General features: G+C 70.8%; 14 protein-coding genes. 6 read left to right on the top strand and 8 right to left on the bottom strand.

Annotated elements, in window-relative coordinates:
* Window positions 1-62: 62 nt before the first annotated feature.
* The gene (locus HH310_RS02205) at window positions 63-3,557 is read right to left on the bottom strand and encodes a choice-of-anchor D domain-containing protein (protein ID WP_169173646.1); all 3,495 of its coding nucleotides are present in this window, start codon (window positions 3,555-3,557) and stop codon (window positions 63-65) included.
* A gap of 254 nt (window positions 3,558-3,811) precedes the next feature.
* Complete coding sequence (locus HH310_RS02200; protein ID WP_169173645.1) at window positions 3,812-5,182, bottom strand: cell wall metabolism sensor histidine kinase WalK; 1,371 nt, start codon at window positions 5,180-5,182, stop codon at window positions 3,812-3,814.
* Window positions 5,183-5,268: 86 nt separating this feature from the next.
* Between HH310_RS02200 and HH310_RS02195 the strand changes: the two genes are divergently transcribed.
* Window positions 5,269-5,946, top strand: a complete 678-nt coding sequence (locus HH310_RS02195) for a response regulator transcription factor (protein WP_169173644.1) — start codon at window positions 5,269-5,271, stop codon at window positions 5,944-5,946.
* Between the two features lie 88 nt (window positions 5,947-6,034).
* Here HH310_RS02195 and HH310_RS02190 read toward each other — a convergent pair whose 3' ends face one another.
* From HH310_RS02190 to HH310_RS02175, 4 genes are read right to left on the bottom strand one after another with little or no spacing between them, the layout of a single operon-like run.
* Window positions 6,035-7,219 carry an ABC transporter permease gene (locus HH310_RS02190; protein WP_169173643.1) on the bottom strand — a complete coding sequence of 395 codons (1,185 nt, stop codon included), beginning with the start codon at window positions 7,217-7,219 and terminating at the stop codon, window positions 6,035-6,037.
* A complete protein-coding gene (locus HH310_RS02185; RefSeq protein WP_169173642.1) occupies window positions 7,216-7,986 on the bottom strand; it encodes an ABC transporter ATP-binding protein in 771 nt (256 codons plus the stop codon). Before HH310_RS02185 ends, HH310_RS02190 begins: the two co-directional genes overlap by 4 nt.
* Window positions 7,983-9,056 (bottom strand): peptidoglycan-binding domain-containing protein, encoded by a 1,074-nt coding sequence (locus tag HH310_RS02180; RefSeq protein ID WP_169173641.1) that lies wholly within the window; start codon window positions 9,054-9,056, stop codon window positions 7,983-7,985. The genes HH310_RS02185 and HH310_RS02180 overlap by 4 nt, the downstream gene beginning before the upstream one ends.
* Window positions 9,049-9,681, bottom strand: a complete 633-nt coding sequence (locus HH310_RS02175; protein ID WP_169173640.1) for a hypothetical protein — start codon at window positions 9,679-9,681, stop codon at window positions 9,049-9,051. Before HH310_RS02175 ends, HH310_RS02180 begins: the two co-directional genes overlap by 8 nt.
* 110 nt (window positions 9,682-9,791) lie before the next feature.
* Here HH310_RS02175 and HH310_RS02170 point away from each other — a divergent pair, with 110 nt between their 5' ends.
* Together HH310_RS02170 and HH310_RS02165 are read left to right on the top strand one after the other, a co-directional pair.
* Window positions 9,792-10,436 (top strand): response regulator transcription factor, encoded by a 645-nt coding sequence (locus HH310_RS02170; protein WP_169173639.1) that lies wholly within the window; start codon window positions 9,792-9,794, stop codon window positions 10,434-10,436.
* A gap of 26 nt (window positions 10,437-10,462) precedes the next feature.
* A complete protein-coding gene (locus HH310_RS02165) occupies window positions 10,463-11,626 on the top strand; it encodes a HAMP domain-containing sensor histidine kinase (protein WP_169173638.1) in 1,164 nt (387 codons plus the stop codon).
* A 103-nt stretch (window positions 11,627-11,729) separates the two neighbouring features.
* Here the strand turns inward: HH310_RS02165 and HH310_RS02160 are convergent, their stop codons facing one another.
* Together HH310_RS02160 and HH310_RS43495 are read right to left on the bottom strand one after the other, a co-directional pair.
* Complete coding sequence (locus tag HH310_RS02160; protein WP_169173637.1) at window positions 11,730-12,398, bottom strand: response regulator transcription factor; 669 nt, start codon at window positions 12,396-12,398, stop codon at window positions 11,730-11,732.
* Window positions 12,347-13,540: a histidine kinase gene (locus tag HH310_RS43495; RefSeq protein WP_169173636.1), complete on the bottom strand. Its 1,194-nt coding sequence runs from the start codon at window positions 13,538-13,540 to the stop codon at window positions 12,347-12,349. Before HH310_RS43495 ends, HH310_RS02160 begins: the two co-directional genes overlap by 52 nt.
* Window positions 13,541-13,670: 130 nt before the next feature.
* On the opposite strand from HH310_RS43495, the gene HH310_RS02150 reads away from it, so the two are divergent.
* From HH310_RS02150 to HH310_RS02140, 3 genes are all read left to right on the top strand, one after another.
* The gene (locus HH310_RS02150; RefSeq protein WP_169173635.1) at window positions 13,671-14,255 is read left to right on the top strand and encodes a class I SAM-dependent methyltransferase; all 585 of its coding nucleotides are present in this window, start codon (window positions 13,671-13,673) and stop codon (window positions 14,253-14,255) included.
* A gap of 101 nt (window positions 14,256-14,356) precedes the next feature.
* Window positions 14,357-15,268, top strand: coding sequence for an ABC transporter ATP-binding protein (locus HH310_RS02145; RefSeq protein WP_169173634.1), 912 nt, complete (start codon window positions 14,357-14,359; stop codon window positions 15,266-15,268).
* Window positions 15,265-16,590: an ABC transporter permease gene (locus tag HH310_RS02140; protein WP_169173633.1), complete on the top strand. Its 1,326-nt coding sequence runs from the start codon at window positions 15,265-15,267 to the stop codon at window positions 16,588-16,590. Before HH310_RS02145 ends, HH310_RS02140 begins: the two co-directional genes overlap by 4 nt.
* The last annotated feature ends 3 nt before the right edge of the window (window positions 16,591-16,593 follow it).

The raw sequence follows: 16,593 nt of genomic DNA, 5'->3' as shown, positions 1-16,593 counted from the left end.
GCGACACCGAATAAGACCGGGGAGGGATTCCGGCTGGTGGGCCGGAATCCCCCTTGCGGCGGTCAGCTGTTCCAGACCTGCAGGCTGGAGAGCTGCGCGGCCGGCCACCCGGTGTTGGCGGTGACGTTGACGCGGATGTAGCGCTGGGTTGTCGCCGGGAACGTGATGGTCACCGTGTTACCGGCGGACGGGGTGAAGGCGTACGAGGCGGAGTCCTTCACCGTGGTCCAGCTGGAACCGTTCGTGCTGCCCTGCACGGACAGCGTCTCGTTGCGCGCGCCCCACGTCGCCGGCAGCTGCAGCACCACCCGGCTCGCCGAGACCGCCGCACCGAGATCCACCTGCGCCCACTGCGGGAAGGCGTTGTTCGGGCTTTCCCAGTACGTGTTCTGGTCGCTGTCGGTCAGGTTGGACGACGGGTACACGTCGTTGTGGCCGGACTCGGCGGTCGGTTTCCCGGCCGCCAGGTTGCTGCTGGTCTGGCCGGCTCCGGTGCCGGTGAGGGCGACCGACACACCGGGCGTGACGGTCAGCGTGCCGGTGCGCGTGCCGGCCGCGGTGGGCCGGAACGTCACCGTGACCGTGCAGGTGGCGCCGGCCGCGAGCGACGACCCGCAGTTACTGGTCTGCGCGAAGTCGCCGGTGGTCGAGGCACCCACGCCGGTGACCGCCGCGGTGCCACCGTTGGTGATGGTGACGGTCTGCCCGGCGCTGGTGGTGTTCAGTGCCTGGCTACCGAAGGTGAGGGCGGACGGCGAGGCCGACAGGCTTCCGGTGCCGCCGCCGCTGCCCGGGTAGACCTCCAGCTCGCTGATCTGACCGGCCGGCCAGCCGGAGTTCGCGGTGATGTTGACGCGGACGTAGCGGGCGCTGGTGCCCGGCACGGTGATGCTGACCGTGTTCGCGGAGGCGGGGTTGAAGGTGTAGGTCGCGCTGCTCACCGCCGTGCCGAACGAGGTGCCGTCCGTGCTGGTCTGCACGGACAACGTCTGCGTCCGGGTGGCCCACGCCGTCGCCGGCGGGAGCTTCAAGGTCAGCTTCCCGATCGCGTACGGCGTTCCCAGGTCAGCCTGAACCCATTGCGGGAAGGCGTTGTTGGCGCTCTCCCAGTACGTGTTCGCGTCTCCGTCGGTGACCGTGGACGCGGCCTGGGTGCCGTTGACCTGGCTGGACGCGGTGGCGGGGCGGCCGGCCGCGACGTTGGTGGTCGAGCCGATCCCGCTGCCGGTCAAGGCGACGGTCAACCCCGACACCGACAGACTTCCCGTACGCGTACCGGAAGCCGTTGGACGGAACGTGACGGTGACCGTGCAGGAGGCACCCACCGCGAGGGATCCGCAGTTGCTCGTCTGGCCGAAGTCGCCGGCGGCGGTGACGCCGGAGATCGTCGCCGTCGCGGTTCCCTCGTTGGTGACCGTGACCGTCTGCGACGCCGAGGCGTTACCGACGAGGGTGGCCGGGAAGGTGAGCGATGACGGATCGGCCGTCAGCCGCGGTCCCGGAGCGACACCGGTGCCGGACAACGGAATCGTGTTGGTGATGCCGGCCGCCGTGACCGTCAGGTTCCCGGTGCGCGAGCCGGTCGCGGACGGTGCGAACCGGACGCTCACCGTGCAGGACGCGCCGGCCGCCAGCGACGATCCGCAGGTGTTCGTCTGGCTGAAATCGCCGGAGACGCTGACCCCGGAGACGGGCGCGGCCGCCGAGCCCGAGTTGGTCACCGTGACGGTCTGTGCCGCGCTCGTCGAACCGGTCGCGACCGTGCCGAAGCCGAGCGCGGTCGGGCTGATCGAGATCGCCGAGCCGTTGTCCGGCAGGTACGGCGGGAACGTCGGGTTCGGCATGGTGCACGCGGACGACCCGAAGATGCCGGAGTTGCCGCCACCGTCGGTGAGCGTGAAGCCGACCCCGCAGTTGTAGAGCGGCGCGGGCCCCTGGGTGCCGGTCGCGGTGCTGTTCGTGATGGTCGCCGAACCACCCACTTGCTGCTGTACGACGTACGTGCCGGTGTTCTGGATCGTCGCGTTGTTGATCTTCACGTTCGAGATCTGCGAACCGGAGACGAACTGGATGGCCTCGTACGGGCTCTGCTGGATGAGGATGTCGTCCACATTGGTCAGTCCGGTCATCGCGCCGTCGCGGGCGTCGAACCAGAGCGCGCCGACGCCGAACTGCCAGTTGGGGTCGAGGGCGCCGGACCGGATGATCGTGTTGCGCAGCACGTCGGTGCGCCCGAGAGCCGTGGACGCGAAACGCTGCGCCACGTGGATGCCGCCACCCTGGGTGAGGCCGGAGTCGATCACCCGGTTGTCCGTGACGAAGTTGTCGTGACCGCCGTAGATCGCGATGCCGTTCGCCAGGATCGGGTACTGCACCGTGTTGTGGTCGAACGAGTTGTTCGCGTCCGCGTTCTGCTCGGCCCACATCGCCAGCGCGTCGTCCCCGGCGTTGCGGATGTCGCTGTTGGTGACCTTCGAGTTGGTCACGCCGTTGTGGAAGTTGACGCCGTCGGCGGTGAAGTTCCGCAGCCGCATCTGGTTGAACGTCAGGCCGGTGAACGGCCCGTCCATCCAGGCGCCGACCTTGGTGTGCTCGATCCACACCCGGTCCACCGTGGAGTTCGTCAGCGCGCCGCCGATGCCGTTGACCTGGTCGCCGTCGTTACGCTCCTGCACGTTCCCGAAGATCGCGAAGTCCGACAGATGCACGTTCGTCGACGGCGTCGGAGCGTAGTTGCCGTAGAAGCCGATGCGGTCACCCTGGGTACGCGAATACCACATGCCCGCGCCCTTGATGGTGATGTTGTCGACCGCGATGTGCCCGAGGATCTTGAACGTGCCCGGCGGGATCCACACCGTGCCGCCGGAGCCGGCCGACGCGATCGCCTGGTTCATCGCCGAGGTCGAATCCTGCGCGCCGGTCGGGTCGGCGCCCTTGCTGGTGATCGACACCGAGCCGCTGGGCTGCGACAACGGGGCCGCGACGTTCTCGAAGTCGGCGAAGTCGACGGTCACCGGGATGCTCGCGTCGACCTGCAGCCGGAACTTCGTGCCCGCCGGGTACGTGCTGCCGAACAGCCGCTGGGTCTCGTCGTAGAAGTGGTGCGGGTTGCTGCCCGGCGAGTTGGTGAACGGGTATCCGCCGTAATACCAGCTGTACGCGTTGGTCAGAGTGAAGTCGGTGGATCGCGTGCCGTTCACGTAGAGCGACAGCGGCGCCGTGTAGACCGAGCCGCCGCCACTGTCCGGAATGCTGTACCGGAAGACGATCGAGTTGGTCGCGACCGGGGTCGTGAACTCGACGTACTTTCCGCTGCCGGAGAGCGTGACGGCCTTACGGTACGAAGCCTCGGCGGCTAACTGGTTGTAGGCGGCGGTCGGGCCGATCACCGTGCCGTTGGTGCTCGCGTTCTCGGCCTGGACCTCGGTGTAGGGCAGGGTGGCGCCGACGCCGCCGGTGGCTGCGGCTGCGTTTGCGACGGACGGAGAGAGCACGGTGATCGCGGACGCGATCAGCGCGGCACCGGCAAAGGCGGCGCCGAGCCTTCTTTTGGACATGGGGGCTCGCTTTCAGGGGGAGCGGCCATCGATGGGGATGAGCGAGGAACTAAGGGGGACCGTAATCGCTGCGACACATCAACGCAATATCGAAACAAATCTTTGCAAGCTTGAGACGCGACGGTCGTAAGTTCGGAACGTCAGCGCGGGGAGCGGGAGCGGCGGGCGCGACTCCGCGACGTGACCTGGCCGAAGATCGTGGCGCCGCGGGCCCATGCGGCTGCCTCCGGATCGCGCATGCCGTTTGTGCGCGGTCAGCGCTTGGCGGGGATTCGGATCCGCATCGCCGCGCCGTCGGCCAGGTCGTCGACGGTGAGGGTGCCGCCGTGCGCGGTGACGATGTCGCGGGCGATCGCCAGTCCCAGGCCGGCGCCGCCGCCCGTGCGGGAGCGGCTGTCGTCGAGCCGGACGAACCGGTCGAAGATCCGTTCGCGGTCCGCGGCCGGGATCGGCGGACCGTCGTTGCCGATGACGATCTCGCCGCCGCCGTCTCCGGTGGTCACGCTGATCGTGACCGTCTTGCGCGCGTGGCGTACGGCGTTGTCGACGAGGTTGCGCAGCACCCGGTGCAGCTGATCGGGGTCCCCGGTGACCCGGACCGGCTCGACGCGGCCCTCCACCAGCAACTGCGGCTGCTCCAGCGTGACCCGATCCCGCTGGGCGTAGACCAGGTCGTCCAGGTCGACGTCCTCGTGCCGGATGCGCAGCGCCTGGTCGTCGACGCGGGCCAGCAGGAGCAGGTCGTCGACGAGCTTGGCCATGCGACGGCTCTCCGTGTGGATGCGCCCGGCCGGGCCTGCCTCCGCCTCCGGCAGATCGGCGGCGACCAGCAGGTCGGCGTTCGCGTGGATGGTCGCGAGGGGGCTGCGCAGCTCGTGGCTGGCGTCGGCGACGAACCGGCGCTGCGCGGCCGAGGCTGCCTCGATCCGGTCCAGCATGGTGTTCATGGTGGTGGCCAGTGCCGCGATCTCGTCGTCGGCGAACGGCACCGGCAGCCGGGTGTGCAGGCTCCGCGCGGTGATCGTCGCGGCCTGCCGGCTCATCGCCTCGACCGGGCGCAGGGTGCGGCCGACGAACAGGAAGGTCGCGACGCCGACCACGACGGCGAGTACGGGCAGCCCGGCCAGCACCGCCGCGATGATCGCGTCGGTGGCGTCGTCGACCGAGTCCATCGACTCGGCGATCAGCGCGGTCCGGGTGCCGGACGGGGTGGCGACGCCGACCGCGATGATCCGGAACGGTGGGTCCACGCCCGGCAGATGCTCGGTCGCCCGCAGGCGCTGGCCCGGCCGGGGGCGCAGGGCCGACACCGGCGCTTCGCCGGCAACCGCCGCGGAGGCGCCGATCACCCGGCCGGCGGGGTCGAGGACCTGCGTGACCGTGCGGTCGGGAGCACGCAGGGCGGTCTGCAGCGCCGACTGGTCACCCGCAGCGAGTGCGGCGGACACCTGGTCGGCGCGGACGGTCGCGGCGGCGTTCACATTGTTGACCAGAACCCAGCGCGCGGTGAGCAGGAGCACACCGCCGGCGAGCAGCGAGGCGACGGCGACGACAACTCCGGCGGCGAGCGCGGATCGCATCCGCACGCCCAGCCGTCGTCGTAGCCTCACTATCAGTGTTCGCATGGCGGCCACGTTAACCCTGGCACGCTCAATGAGCACCGAATGTGATGTTCAGGGGTTTCTCAGGCGTACGGGGGAAGTCTGAAGTCATGCGGGTGCTGGTGGTGGAGGACGAGGTGAGCCTGGCGGAGACGATCCGTGACGGGCTGGCCCGGGAGGGTTTCACCGTCGACCTCATGCACGACGGCGTCGACGGGCTCTGGGCCGCGACCGAGACGCCGCACGGAGCGTACGACGTCATCGTTCTCGATATCATGTTGCCGCTCCTGAGTGGTTACGAAGTGTGCCGGCGGTTGCGATCACGCGGAGTGTGGACGCCGGTGCTGATGCTCACCGCCAAGGACGGCGAGTACGACGAGGCCGACGCGCTCGACCTGGGCGCCGACGACTACCTGGTCAAGCCGTTCTCGTTCGTGGTGCTGGTCGCTCACCTGCGCGCGCTGATCCGGCGAGGCGCTCCGGAACGCCCGGCCGTGCTCACCGTCGGTGACCTCAGTCTCGACCCGGCCGAGCGCCGCGTACGCCTCGCCGGTGCCCCGATCGCGGTCACGCCCCGTGAGTTCGCCCTGCTCGAGTTCCTGCTGCGGCACCGCGGCGAGGCCGTGACGAAGACCGCGATCATCGAGAACGTGTGGGACGCCCACTTCGACGGCGACCCGAACATCGTCGAGGTCTACATCGGCTACCTCCGCAAGAAGATCGGCCGCGACACGATCGAGACCGTCCGCGGCGCCGGCTACCGCGTGCCCCGTTCCGGAATTTCGTAGCCGCCGGCCGCGGCCGTGAGCAAGGACCGCGTCCCGAACAAGGTGCCCGAGGCCACGATCAGCACCGCCCCGGGGGGTGCGGCGGTGGTCATAGCGCGCGCAGCGCTTCCACCGGTGACAAGCGAGCCGCGCGTGCGGCCGGGTAGACGCCCGCCAGGGCACCGATCACCAAGGCCGCCCCGATTCCGGCGGCGAGACCTTGCGGTGGGATGGCGACGGGGTTACCGCCAAGGCGCGCGGCGACCGCGGTGGCGGCGATCCCCAGTCCGATGCCCAGGACCCCGCCCGCCGCGGCCATCAGCGTCGACTCGAGCAGGAATTGAGCGGCGACGTGCCGGCGGCGGGCGCCCAGGGCGCGGCGCAGACCGATCTCGCCGCGGCGTTCCAAGACGGAGATCACCATGATGTTGGCGATGCCGACGCCGGCGATGAGCAGGGCGATGCCGCCGAGCCCGAGGAACAGTCCGACGAACGCGCTCTTGGCCGCGATCCGGGCCACGAGCAGGTCGGACGGCCGGCGAACCTGGACGTCGTCCTGGCCGTCGGGGACGGTGGTGGCGGTGAGGACGGACGCTACCGCGGCGACCTGGTCGGGGTCCGCGCGCAAGTAGATGCGGCTCGGCTCGTTGCCGCGCCCGAACCACTGCGTGGCCTGCGGAAAGCTGATCAGCGCGGCGACGTCGACCTCCGGTGCGATCGCCACGGGCGCGAGCACGCCGACGACGGTGAAGTAGTGATCGCCGATCAGGACCTGGGTGGAGGCGTCCAGCGAGCCGACGCCGAGGATTTTGGCGGCCTCGTACCCGAGGACGGTCACCGGGTAATGGTCGGCGGTCGCGTCCAGATAGTGGCCCTGCAGGACGTGCGCCGAGACCGTTTCCGGGAGCGACGGCTGAGCCGCCAGCACGTTCATGCCACCGGTCTGCACCGCCGGGATGGCGGCGCTGCGGCGCACCGGAATGTTCTCGATCGTGCCGACCGCCGTGACGCTCCGAACCGGCGGGATGCGCTCGATCATCGGTTGGGCGGTGACCGGCAGCGGCACCTGGCGTCCGTTGACGGATTGCGCCGAGGCGACGGTGAGCAGGTTGCCGTCTTCGCCGAGCTGGGTGATCAGATCGGCCTTGGCGGATTGGGCGATGCCGAGCACCGAGACCACGGCCGCGACGGCGACGGCGATGCCGAGAGCGGACAGCGCTGTGCGCAGGCGGCGGGCGCGCAGGCCGGCGAGGGCGAGAACGATGGCGTCGGGCAGACGCAGCCGCGAGGTCATCGCGTCTCCTCGCCGAGAGCCGCCGAGCCGCGGCCGGTGCCGGTCACGCGCTGGCCGCTGCCGGTCTCGCTGCCGCTGGCGCCGCTGGCGGCGGTGTCGCTCACGATCCGGCCGTCATGCAGCCGCACCTCTCGGTTCATCGTGGCCGCCACGGCCGTGTTGTGTGTGATCACGACGACGGTGGTGTGTTCGTTCGCCTGCGCGTACAGCAGCTCGGTGATCTCCGCCCCGGTGGCCGAGTCGAGGCTGCCGGTGGGCTCGTCGGCCAGCAGCACCGCCGGCCGGCCGACGACGGCGCGGGCGATCGCGACGCGCTGCCGCTCGCCGCCGGAGAGCTGGCCGGCCCGATGCCCGATCCGTCCCGCCAGGCCCACGTCGAACAGCGCCTTGGCCGCGCGTTCCCGGCGGACCCTGGCCGGCAGACCGCGATAGAGCAGGCCGGTGGCCACGTTGTCGAGCACGGTGAGGTGCTCGAGGAGGAAGAACTGCTGAAACACGAAGCCGAGGCTGCCGGCCCGGACGGCGGACAGTTTCGTGTCGGGCAGCGCCGAGGTGTCGATGCCGGCGATCCGGACGCTGCCGCTGGTGGGTTGTTCCAGGGTGCCGAGGATGCTCAGCAGCGTCGACTTGCCGGCACCGGACGCCCCGGTGATCGCCACCGCCTCGCCGACGCGGACGACGAGGTTGATGTCGTCCAGCGCCACCACCGTGGTCGGATGCTCGTACACCTTGCGGACGGCGGAAAGTTCGAGTGCGGCGGCGGTCATGACGCGGGCACCTCCACCGTGGATCCCTCGTGCAGCCCGGCACCCGCGACCTGCACGAGGGTCTGGGAGAACAGGCCCGGCGTGACGCCGGTGAGCCGGCGTGCGCCGCCGTCGAGCAGATACACGGCGTACCCGCCTTCGGCGAGCGCGACCAACGCGGTGATCGGCACGGCGAGCACCCCCTTCGCGGACTCGGTGACGACGTCGACCTCGACCGGAGCCTGGTCGAGTGCCGCCCCGGCGACCTGGCGCTGCAACGTGACGATCGCCGCGACCGACGGGAGCTCGCTGCCGCGGCCGAGGTCGCGTTCGCTGGGCGCGGTCGCCACCGTCGACAGCTCGGTCACCCGGCCCGGGACCTTGTCGCCGCCCGGCAGGGTGACGGTGACGGCGTCGTGCAGGCGCACCGCGTGGGTCTCGGTCACCGGCACGGCCAGGGTGACCGCCACCGTCGGCGACGTCCCGGAGACGACCGGGCCGCCGCCGACCCGGCCGCCCGCCGTCGCTCCCAGCGTCGTGACGCGCAGCCGGCCGGCCTGGAACGTGACATCGCCCAGTGGCACGCGGCCGGTGACGCTCTGGTGGGTCGCCCGCTGCCAGCGGCGAACGGCCGCCGCTGTCGCTCCGGTAAATCGGCCGTCGACGGTCATGGTGCTCGTCGTGGCGTGACCGAGCACGACGAGATTCTGTTCCAGGGCCCGCACATCCGGCCCGGCGGTGACCCCGAGCTCCAGCGATCGCCAGGCGGGACGGTCGCCGTAGAGCAGCCGGACCGGCCGGTTGTCCACGGTGAACACCGTCTGGCCGCGCGAGATCACCCGGCCCGGCCGGGGCAGCCAGGTCACCGTGCCGCCCGGCGGTCCTTGCCAATTCACCGTGTACGCCCCGACGTAGCCCAGGGTGCCGGGAACCGTCGTGGTGGTCGACAGGTCGGTGCGTTGCACTGTTGCGCTGCCGGTCGGCACCCCGGTGTCGGTGGGGGTGGCGGGCGTGTCGTGCAGCCACCAGCCGGCCCCGGCGCTCGCGGTGACCGCGACGGCGGTCCCGCCCAGGATCGCACGCCTACGCATGGCCGAGACTCCCCAAGCTCGACAACGCCGCCTCCTCGTCGAGGATCTTGCGGCAGGCTTGCAGGGCCCGCATCACTGTCGGGTTCTGTTTCCCGCCGGCCGGGATGGCCTCGGGATCCAGGCCGAAGCCCTTGCCGGGGGAGAACGGCCGGTCGGCGGTCGGGTCCTTGAAATTGGGCAGGCCGTTCTCGCGCAGGCATTGCGCGGACCGCACGCCGGCCTGGATCAGTTTCGGCGGTGCCGGTCCCTGATCACGCATCGAGAACGAGGCCGCCCGGATGAGGTCCTGGCAGGCGGTCTCGATCGCGTCGAGCTGCGGACCGTCGAGGCTGCGCAGGGCGACGTCGTCGGTGTATACATAGCCGTCCGAGGTCAGGAGCGGATCCTGATAGTTCGGTGCGCCGTGCTGGCGGACGCAGTCCGCGGCGGCGTGCAGTTTCGTCCGGCGGGCGGCGCTGGCGTCGCCGCCGACGGCGTTGGGATTGCCGGTGTCGCCGGTGGTGCCGGTGCTCGCGGTGCTCGTCGCGGACAGCCTCGGCACCGTGGACGTGGATGGTTCGTCGGTGCACGCGCTGAACGCGATCAGTCCGAGGGTGGCCGTGACGGCCAGCAGGAGGCGTCTCATCACACACCTTCCGGGTCGTGGAATGCAGACAGGTTTAGCGGCCCGGGGCTAACAGCAGCATGACAAACCTTGTTAGGCCGTTGTCATGTCCGGCGTTGCAGAATGTCGGCATGCGCGTGCTGGTGGTCGAGGATCACGTCACGCTGGCCACCCGAATCGGCGAGGGCCTGCGTGACGCGGGGATGGCGGTCGACGTCGTCCACGATGGTGCTGCCGCGCTCACGTTCGCGGCCCACACGGCGTATGACGTCATCGTCCTGGATCGTGATTTGCCGGTGGTGCATGGTGATCAGGTGTGCCGGTCGCTGGCCGGCACGGGCGCGCGGATCCTGCTGCTGACCGCGGCCACGTCGATCGACGATCGGGTGGACGGGCTCGAGCTCGGCGCGGACGACTATCTCGGTAAGCCGTTCGCCTTTCCCGAGCTGGTCGCCCGGCTGCGTGCTCTTTCCCGCCGTTCGCCGTCGGCACCGCCCCTGGTCCGCCGCGGTGACCTGACGGTGGACCGTGCGCGGCACCGGGCAAGCCGGGCGGGCCGGGCGCTCTCGTTGACGCGCAAGGAGTTCGGGGTGCTGGAGCTGCTGGCCGCTGCCGACGGGGGAGTGGTCAGCGCCGAGGATCTGCTGGAGCACGTCTGGGACGTGAACACCGATCCGTTCAGCAACGTGGTGTCGGTGACCTTGACCCGGTTGCGGCGCAAGCTAGGCCCGCCGCCGTTGATCGAAACGGTCGTCGGACGGGGCTACCGGTTATGAGAGTGCCCTGGCGGTTGACCGTCCGCATGCGTTTGACCTTGCTTTACAGCGGGCTGTTCACCGCCTGTGGGGTGATCCTCGTGGCGATCACCTACGGCCTGCTCGCGGGGAACCTGCCCGACGGCAACGCGGGTGGCGACACCAACGTGAAGCAGTCCATCCCGCCGGACTTCGCCGCGGATTGCGCGCAAGCCACCAGCAACCCGTACGCCGACCCGGCCCTGCTCTACAAATGCAAGGCCGCCTATCAGGAGGGTGTCAAGGAGGGAGCGACCAGCCAGCGACAGGCGACCCTCGACCAGTTGCTGCGTTACTCGGTCGGCACCCTCGCGGCGGTCACTTTGCTGGCCACCGTGGCCGGGTGGATCGTGGCCGGCCGGGTGTTGCGCCCGGTGCATCGAATAACCGAGGCCGCTCGTAACGCGTCCGAGGAGCGACTCGGGGCTCGGGTCGGGTTGACCGGTCCTCGGGACGAGCTGCGCGAACTGGCCGACACCTTCGACGACATGCTGGACCGGTTGCAGGCGGCGTTCGAGGATCAGCGCCGGTTCATCGCCAACGCCGGCCACGAGCTGCGGACTCCGCTCGCGGTCATGCGCACCGCCGTCGACGTGGTGCTCGCCAAGCCCGAGCCGACGCGGCAGGAGCTGGTCGACATGGGTGGCGACGTGCGGACCGCGGTCGGGCACGCGCAGGCCCTGATCGACGCGCTGCTCACCCTCGCCCGCACCGATCGCGGGCAGCTCGACCGCGAGACGGTCGACCTGGCCACCGTCACCGAGGACGCGATCGACGCCACCGCACCGGCGGCGGGCGCGGCCGAGTTGCAGACGTCGCTGGCTCCCGCGCCTGCCCGCGGAGATCCCATCCTGCTTGAACGCCTCGCCGCCAATCTCGTCGACAACGCGATGCGCTACAACGTCCCGGACGGCACGGTCTGGGTCCGCACCGGCACCGACGGCCTCCGGTCGGTGCTGACCGTCGACAACACCGGTCCGTTGCTGGCCCCGGCGAGCGTCGACAAGCTGTTCGAGCCGTTCCGGCGTTTGCGGGACCGCACCGGCGACGGCGGGTTCGGGCTCGGCCTGGCCATCGTGAAGTCGATCGCCACAGCGCACGGCGGCCAAGCCGTGGCGGTGGCCCGGCCGGAGGGAGGGCTGAGCGTGACTGTTGTTCTGCCGGCACGATGAACCCGGCGAGCACCGGGCCCAGGATGCCGCGGCCCTGCGGACCGGGCCGGCCAGCTCGGGACGGCTGACGCCGGGCGGCGGCGCGAGGATCAAGCGGCCGGGTTCAGGCGCCGGGGCGGCTCAGACCGCTCTCGTACGCCATCACGACCGCACCGATGCGGTCGCGCACTTGGAGCTTGGCGAGGATGCGGCTGACATGGGTCTTCACCGTGGTCTCGCCCAGGTGCAGGTGGCCGGCGATCTCGGCGTTGCTCAGTCCGCGGGCGACCAGGCCGAGCACCTCGCGTTCGCGGTCGGTGAGCCGCTGCACTCGCGGGTCGGGCAGCGGGGAAGGGCCGGCGGTGACGTACCGGTCCAGCAGCCGCCTGGTGACCGACGGCGCGATCATCGGGTCGCCGCGCAGGACGCCCCGGATCGCGACCAGCATCTCGGCGGCGGGGGCGTCCTTCACCAGGAAGCCGTCGGCGCCCGCGCGCAGCGCTGCGAAGGCGTACTCGTCGAGGTCGAAGGTGGTGATCATCAGGATGCGGGTGGTGGGCAGGGCGGCGCGGATCCGGGTTGCCGCGGTCACGCCGTCCATGGCGGGCATGCGTACGTCCAGCAGGATCACGTCGGGGCGCAGCTCGATGGCGGCGGCGACGGCCTGGATGCCGTCGGCCGCCTCGCCGATCACGGTCAGGTCGGGCTGGCTGTCCACCACCATGCGCAACCCGACCCGCATCATCTCCTGGTCGTCGCAGAGCAGGACGCGCGACGGTGGCCGGTCGAACATCCGCCCATGCTGCCCGCGTCCGCCTGTGGAATTACTGTGACGGGGGCATCGAGGGGAAGCGTGGCGACGATCCGGTAGCCGCCTTCCGGCCGCGGGGCCGCGTCGAGATCGCCGCCGAACATCGCCACGCGTTCCCGCATCCCCGCGAGGCCCCGACCGGACGAGGGCAGAGCCGGTGACGACCGGGTGCCGTCGTTGGTCACCTCGATCCGGATCTTGCGGTCCGGCCCGGGCACCCCGAGGTCGACGCTGACCTGCGCGCCCGCGCCCACCCCGGCGTGTTTGACGACGTTGGTCAGCGCCTCCTGAACGATCCGGTAAACCTGCACCGCGGCGCCGGGCGGCACCCCGTCACCGTCACCCGAGACGTGCAGCTCGGCGCCGTCGACGCCGGTCGTCAGCCGGTGCAGATCGGCGAGGGTCGGCTGCGGCGCACCGATCGGCCCGTCCGCGTCCAGCACCGTCAGCAAGCGCCGCAGCTCGGTCAGCGCCTCCCGCCCCGTCGCCGCCACCAGCGCGAGCGTCCGGTCCACCGCGGCCGGGTCGGTGTGCCGGGCCAGCTGGGCCCCTTCCGCGTTGACCACCATCACGCTCACGCTGTGGGCGAGCACGTCGTGCAGCTCCCGGGCGATCCGCGACCGTTCCTCGGCGGCCGCGGCCCGCGACAGCGCCCGGCGCTCCGAATCGGCCAGCTCTGCCCTCCGCTTGATCGAGCCGAGGTAGGCGCGCTTGGCCCGCACATACTCGGCGAGCAGCCAGGCCGTGGCGATCCCCAGGACGTAGCAGAGCGCGCTCCACCCGGCGTCCGCACCGGAGCGCACGGCGAGCGACCAGACGACGAAGAACGCGGCCGTGACCGGGCCGGCGACCAGGGCCGCCCGGCGCCGGCCCTGCGCGATCAGCGTGTAGAGCATGACCAGCAACGACAGATGAGCGAGCGGGAGGTGGCCCGTCCAGCAGCGGGTGAGCAGCCCGGCCCAGGCGGCGGCCAGCACGATCGCGGTCATCGCCGCCGGCCGGCGACGGCGCCCGATCAGCGGCACGACCAAGGCGGCCAGGATGATGGGCGCGAGCCAGCCGCCCGGCGGGTCCACCAGCGCGGGCGCCACCAGGGCCACGGCGAGCAGCGAATCCCGGAACACGGGCTCACGGTACCGATTGCGGTTGGGGCGGTCGTCATTCCGTACGGCGGAATGGGTCCTCCTGTGGGATGACGACGACGGCCCGCGAGCAGGACGCCCTGCGATGATCACCGTTCATAGCGTCCCCGCCATGTCCATCCTCACCGAATTTCTGCGACACCCGCTGCTCACCGGGGCGGTCGCCGCCAGCTCGCCCGCCCTGGCGCACCGGATGACCGACGGCATCGGCCTCGAACACGCCCGCACGGTCGTCGAGCTGGGCCCGGGGACCGGCGTGGTCACCGACGCGATCCTGCGCCGGGTGACGCCCGGGACCCGGGTCGTCGCGATCGAGGTCAACGGTCATCTCGCGGACCGCCTCGGCCGCCGCTACCGGGGAGCGGGTGTCGAGATCGTGCACGGCGACGCCACCGACCTGGCGAGCCTGGTGTCCGGCCCGGTTGACGCGATCGTGTCGGGTCTGCCGTGGACGGTCATGGCCGAGCCGGTCCGGCGGCGGATCCTGGACGCCATGACGGCGGTTCTCGCGCCCGCCGGGGTTTTCACGACCTTCGCGTACGCCCATGCGGCCTGGACGCCGCCCGGACGCCGGTTCGCCGGCGAGCTCGCGCAGCGGTTCGGCACCACGGGCACGAGCCGTGTCGTGTGGCGGAACTTGCCGCCGGCCTTCGTGCACCGTGCGACCGCTCCTGTTTCGACATCCATCAAGTATTGACGATTGAAGAAGTCCGTCGTCTCTCGTTAGGCAAGCGTTCAGTCCCCGGTCCGACGCACCCATGTAGATCTATAAACCTACCGATTGTAGGAGCAATAGACATGGGCGCACGTCCCGCGATCCGGGCACGCGAGATCACGAAATCCTTCGGCGACATCGTCGCTCTCGACGGCGTCGATCTGGACGTCGCGGAGGGGCGGATCCACGGCCTGGTCGGCCCGAACGGCGCCGGTAAGACGACGCTGCTCGGTCTTCTGCTGGGTCTCGCGGTCGCGGACGGCGGCCGCCTGGAGATCCTCGGCCGGCCGATCGGACGGGCCCTCGACGCGCCGGACGGTGTCGCCGGGTTCGTGGACGGTCCGGGGCTCTACCCCTCGCTCACGGCCCGGCAGAATCTCGCCGCGCTGGCCGATCTCCGCGGGCGCGACAACCGCACCGCGCAGATCGACGAGGTGCTGGGCGAGGTCGGGCTCACCGACGTCGCCGACGACCGGGTGCACGGGTTCTCGCTCGGCATGCGCCAGCGCCTCGGTCTCGCCGCCGCCCTGATGATCCGGCCGCGGCTGCTCGTGCTCGACGAACCGTCCAACGGGCTCGACCCGTCCGGCAAGCGGCACGTCCACCGCGTCCTCAAAGGACTCGCGGCGGACGGTGTCGCCGTCGTGCTCTCCAGCCACCGCATGGACGACGTCGAGGCGCTGTGCTCCGAGGTCACCATTCTGGCGACCGGGCGGGTGGCCTTCTCCGGCCCGCTGAGCAAGCTGGCCGCCGAGAACCCGGAGCTCGACTACCGGCTGGTCACCTCCGACCCGGACGGCGCGCGCCGGCTCGCGGCGGAGACGACCGGAATCACCGTGGCCGACGGGAGCGAGCTCGTCATCCGTACGCGAATCCCGGCCTTGGACGAATTGGTGGTGCGGCTGGTGCGCGGCGGCATCGCGGTGCGTGAGCTGGCACCGGTCGTGTCCCCGCTCGAGGCGGCCTTTCTCACCCTGACGGAGGACCACTCATGACCGCCGCCGTACGACCCGTCTCGGTTCCTCGTGGCTACCGCTTCGAGCTGGTGAAACTGGTCTCCCAGTGGCGGATCCGGCTGATCGTGCTGGCCTGCTGGATCGCCCCGGCGGTGTTCGTGGCCGCGGTGAGTCAGCAAGGGACGCTGCCGGTCGACACGCTGTTCGGCCGCTGGATGCACGCGTCCGGATGGGCCGGATCGCTGGTGGTGCTGGGCTTCGCGGGCAGTTGGGCGCTGCCGCTGCTGACCTCGGTGGTGGCCGGTGACGTGTTCGCCGCCGAGGACCGGCTGGGCACCTGGCGGCATCTGCTGGTCGCGGTCCGCTCGCCCCGCCGGATCTTCGCGGCGAAGGCACTGGCCAGCCTGTCGGTGATCGTGCTGCTGGTGGCCGGGCTGGCGGTGTCGAGCGCGGTCGGCGGGCTCATCGCGGTCGGTAACCAGCCACTGATCGGGCTCGACGGTCATCTGCTGTCGTCGGGGGACACCGCCGTACGGATGCTGCTTGCTTGGCTTTGTGCCCTCGCGCCGACGCTGGCCCTCGCCGCGATCGGTCTGCTCGGGTCGGTGACGCTGGGCCGGTCGCCGATCGGGCTGTTGCTGCCGGCACTGGTCGCGCTCGCGTTGCAGCTGGTCCAAATGCTTCCAGTGCCGGTTCCCGTACGCCTCGCCCTGCCCGGCTACGCGTTCATTTCGTGGAACGGGCTGTTCGCGAATCCGGCGCAAAAGGGCCCGCTCCTGACCGCCGTCGGGGTCAGTCTGGTGTGGGCGGTGCTCGCCACCGCGCTGGCCTACTTCCTTTTCGTACGCCGTGACTTCACCAACGTGGCCTACGACGGTTCGGGACGCCGGGCGTTGACGGCGGGAGTGCTCCCGCTCGCGGCGCTGCTCGTGGTCACGATCGGCCTGTTCGCGGTGTCTCTAGGCGGCAACAGCTCCGGGATCGACCAGGCGAAGGTGCAACGGTCGGTGTCCACCGCGTTCGCGCATCTCTACCGCCTGCAGACCGACGAGCTCAACCGGCCCGCGGTCACCGAGGCGCAACTACAGACGACCACGGACTGCAACAAGGGCGGCGGCAAGCTCGACCCCGTCGGCGCCGGCAACGACTGGCGCTGCGTCGTCACCTGGCATCTGCCCGGTGTCCAGGCGCCCGGGCAGGCCATCTACCAGCTCGACCTGACGCCGGACGGCCGCTACATGGCCGACGGCGACGGGCCGAAGGAAGTGAACGGCTACTTCCTGGTGCGCACCCCCGTGGGCGACGCGCCGAATCCGCTATGGCAGTTCGACGGCAACGTCGAGCTGCTGACGAAGGGATAGTCC

This window comes from Actinoplanes sp. TBRC 11911, from assembly GCF_012933445.1.
Classification (GTDB): domain Bacteria; phylum Actinomycetota; class Actinomycetes; order Mycobacteriales; family Micromonosporaceae; genus Actinoplanes.
This window is presented reverse-complemented; position numbering and strand designations above follow the sequence as displayed.

Excerpts from the sequence above, each read along its gene's own strand:
- HH310_RS02175 (WP_169173640.1), bottom strand. The coding sequence starts at position 9,681 with ATGAGACGCCTCCTGCTGGCCGTCACGGCCACCCTCGGACTGATCGCG.
- HH310_RS02185 (WP_169173642.1), bottom strand. The coding sequence starts at position 7,986 with ATGACCGCCGCCGCACTCGAACTTTCCGCCGTCCGCAAGGTGTACGAG.
- HH310_RS02145 (WP_169173634.1), top strand. The coding sequence starts at position 14,357 with ATGGGCGCACGTCCCGCGATCCGGGCACGCGAGATCACGAAATCCTTC.
- HH310_RS02160 (WP_169173637.1), bottom strand. The coding sequence starts at position 12,398 with ATGTTCGACCGGCCACCGTCGCGCGTCCTGCTCTGCGACGACCAGGAG.
- HH310_RS02205 (WP_169173646.1), bottom strand. The coding sequence starts at position 3,557 with ATGTCCAAAAGAAGGCTCGGCGCCGCCTTTGCCGGTGCCGCGCTGATC.
- HH310_RS02180 (WP_169173641.1), bottom strand. The coding sequence starts at position 9,056 with ATGCGTAGGCGTGCGATCCTGGGCGGGACCGCCGTCGCGGTCACCGCG.
- HH310_RS02150 (WP_169173635.1), top strand. The coding sequence starts at position 13,671 with ATGTCCATCCTCACCGAATTTCTGCGACACCCGCTGCTCACCGGGGCG.
- HH310_RS02200 (WP_169173645.1), bottom strand. The coding sequence starts at position 5,182 with ATGCGAACACTGATAGTGAGGCTACGACGACGGCTGGGCGTGCGGATG.
- HH310_RS02165 (WP_169173638.1), top strand. The coding sequence starts at position 10,463 with ATGCGTTTGACCTTGCTTTACAGCGGGCTGTTCACCGCCTGTGGGGTG.
- HH310_RS02170 (WP_169173639.1), top strand. The coding sequence starts at position 9,792 with ATGCGCGTGCTGGTGGTCGAGGATCACGTCACGCTGGCCACCCGAATC.
- HH310_RS02195 (WP_169173644.1), top strand. The coding sequence starts at position 5,269 with ATGCGGGTGCTGGTGGTGGAGGACGAGGTGAGCCTGGCGGAGACGATC.
- HH310_RS02140 (WP_169173633.1), top strand. The coding sequence starts at position 15,265 with ATGACCGCCGCCGTACGACCCGTCTCGGTTCCTCGTGGCTACCGCTTC.
- HH310_RS02190 (WP_169173643.1), bottom strand. The coding sequence starts at position 7,219 with ATGACCTCGCGGCTGCGTCTGCCCGACGCCATCGTTCTCGCCCTCGCC.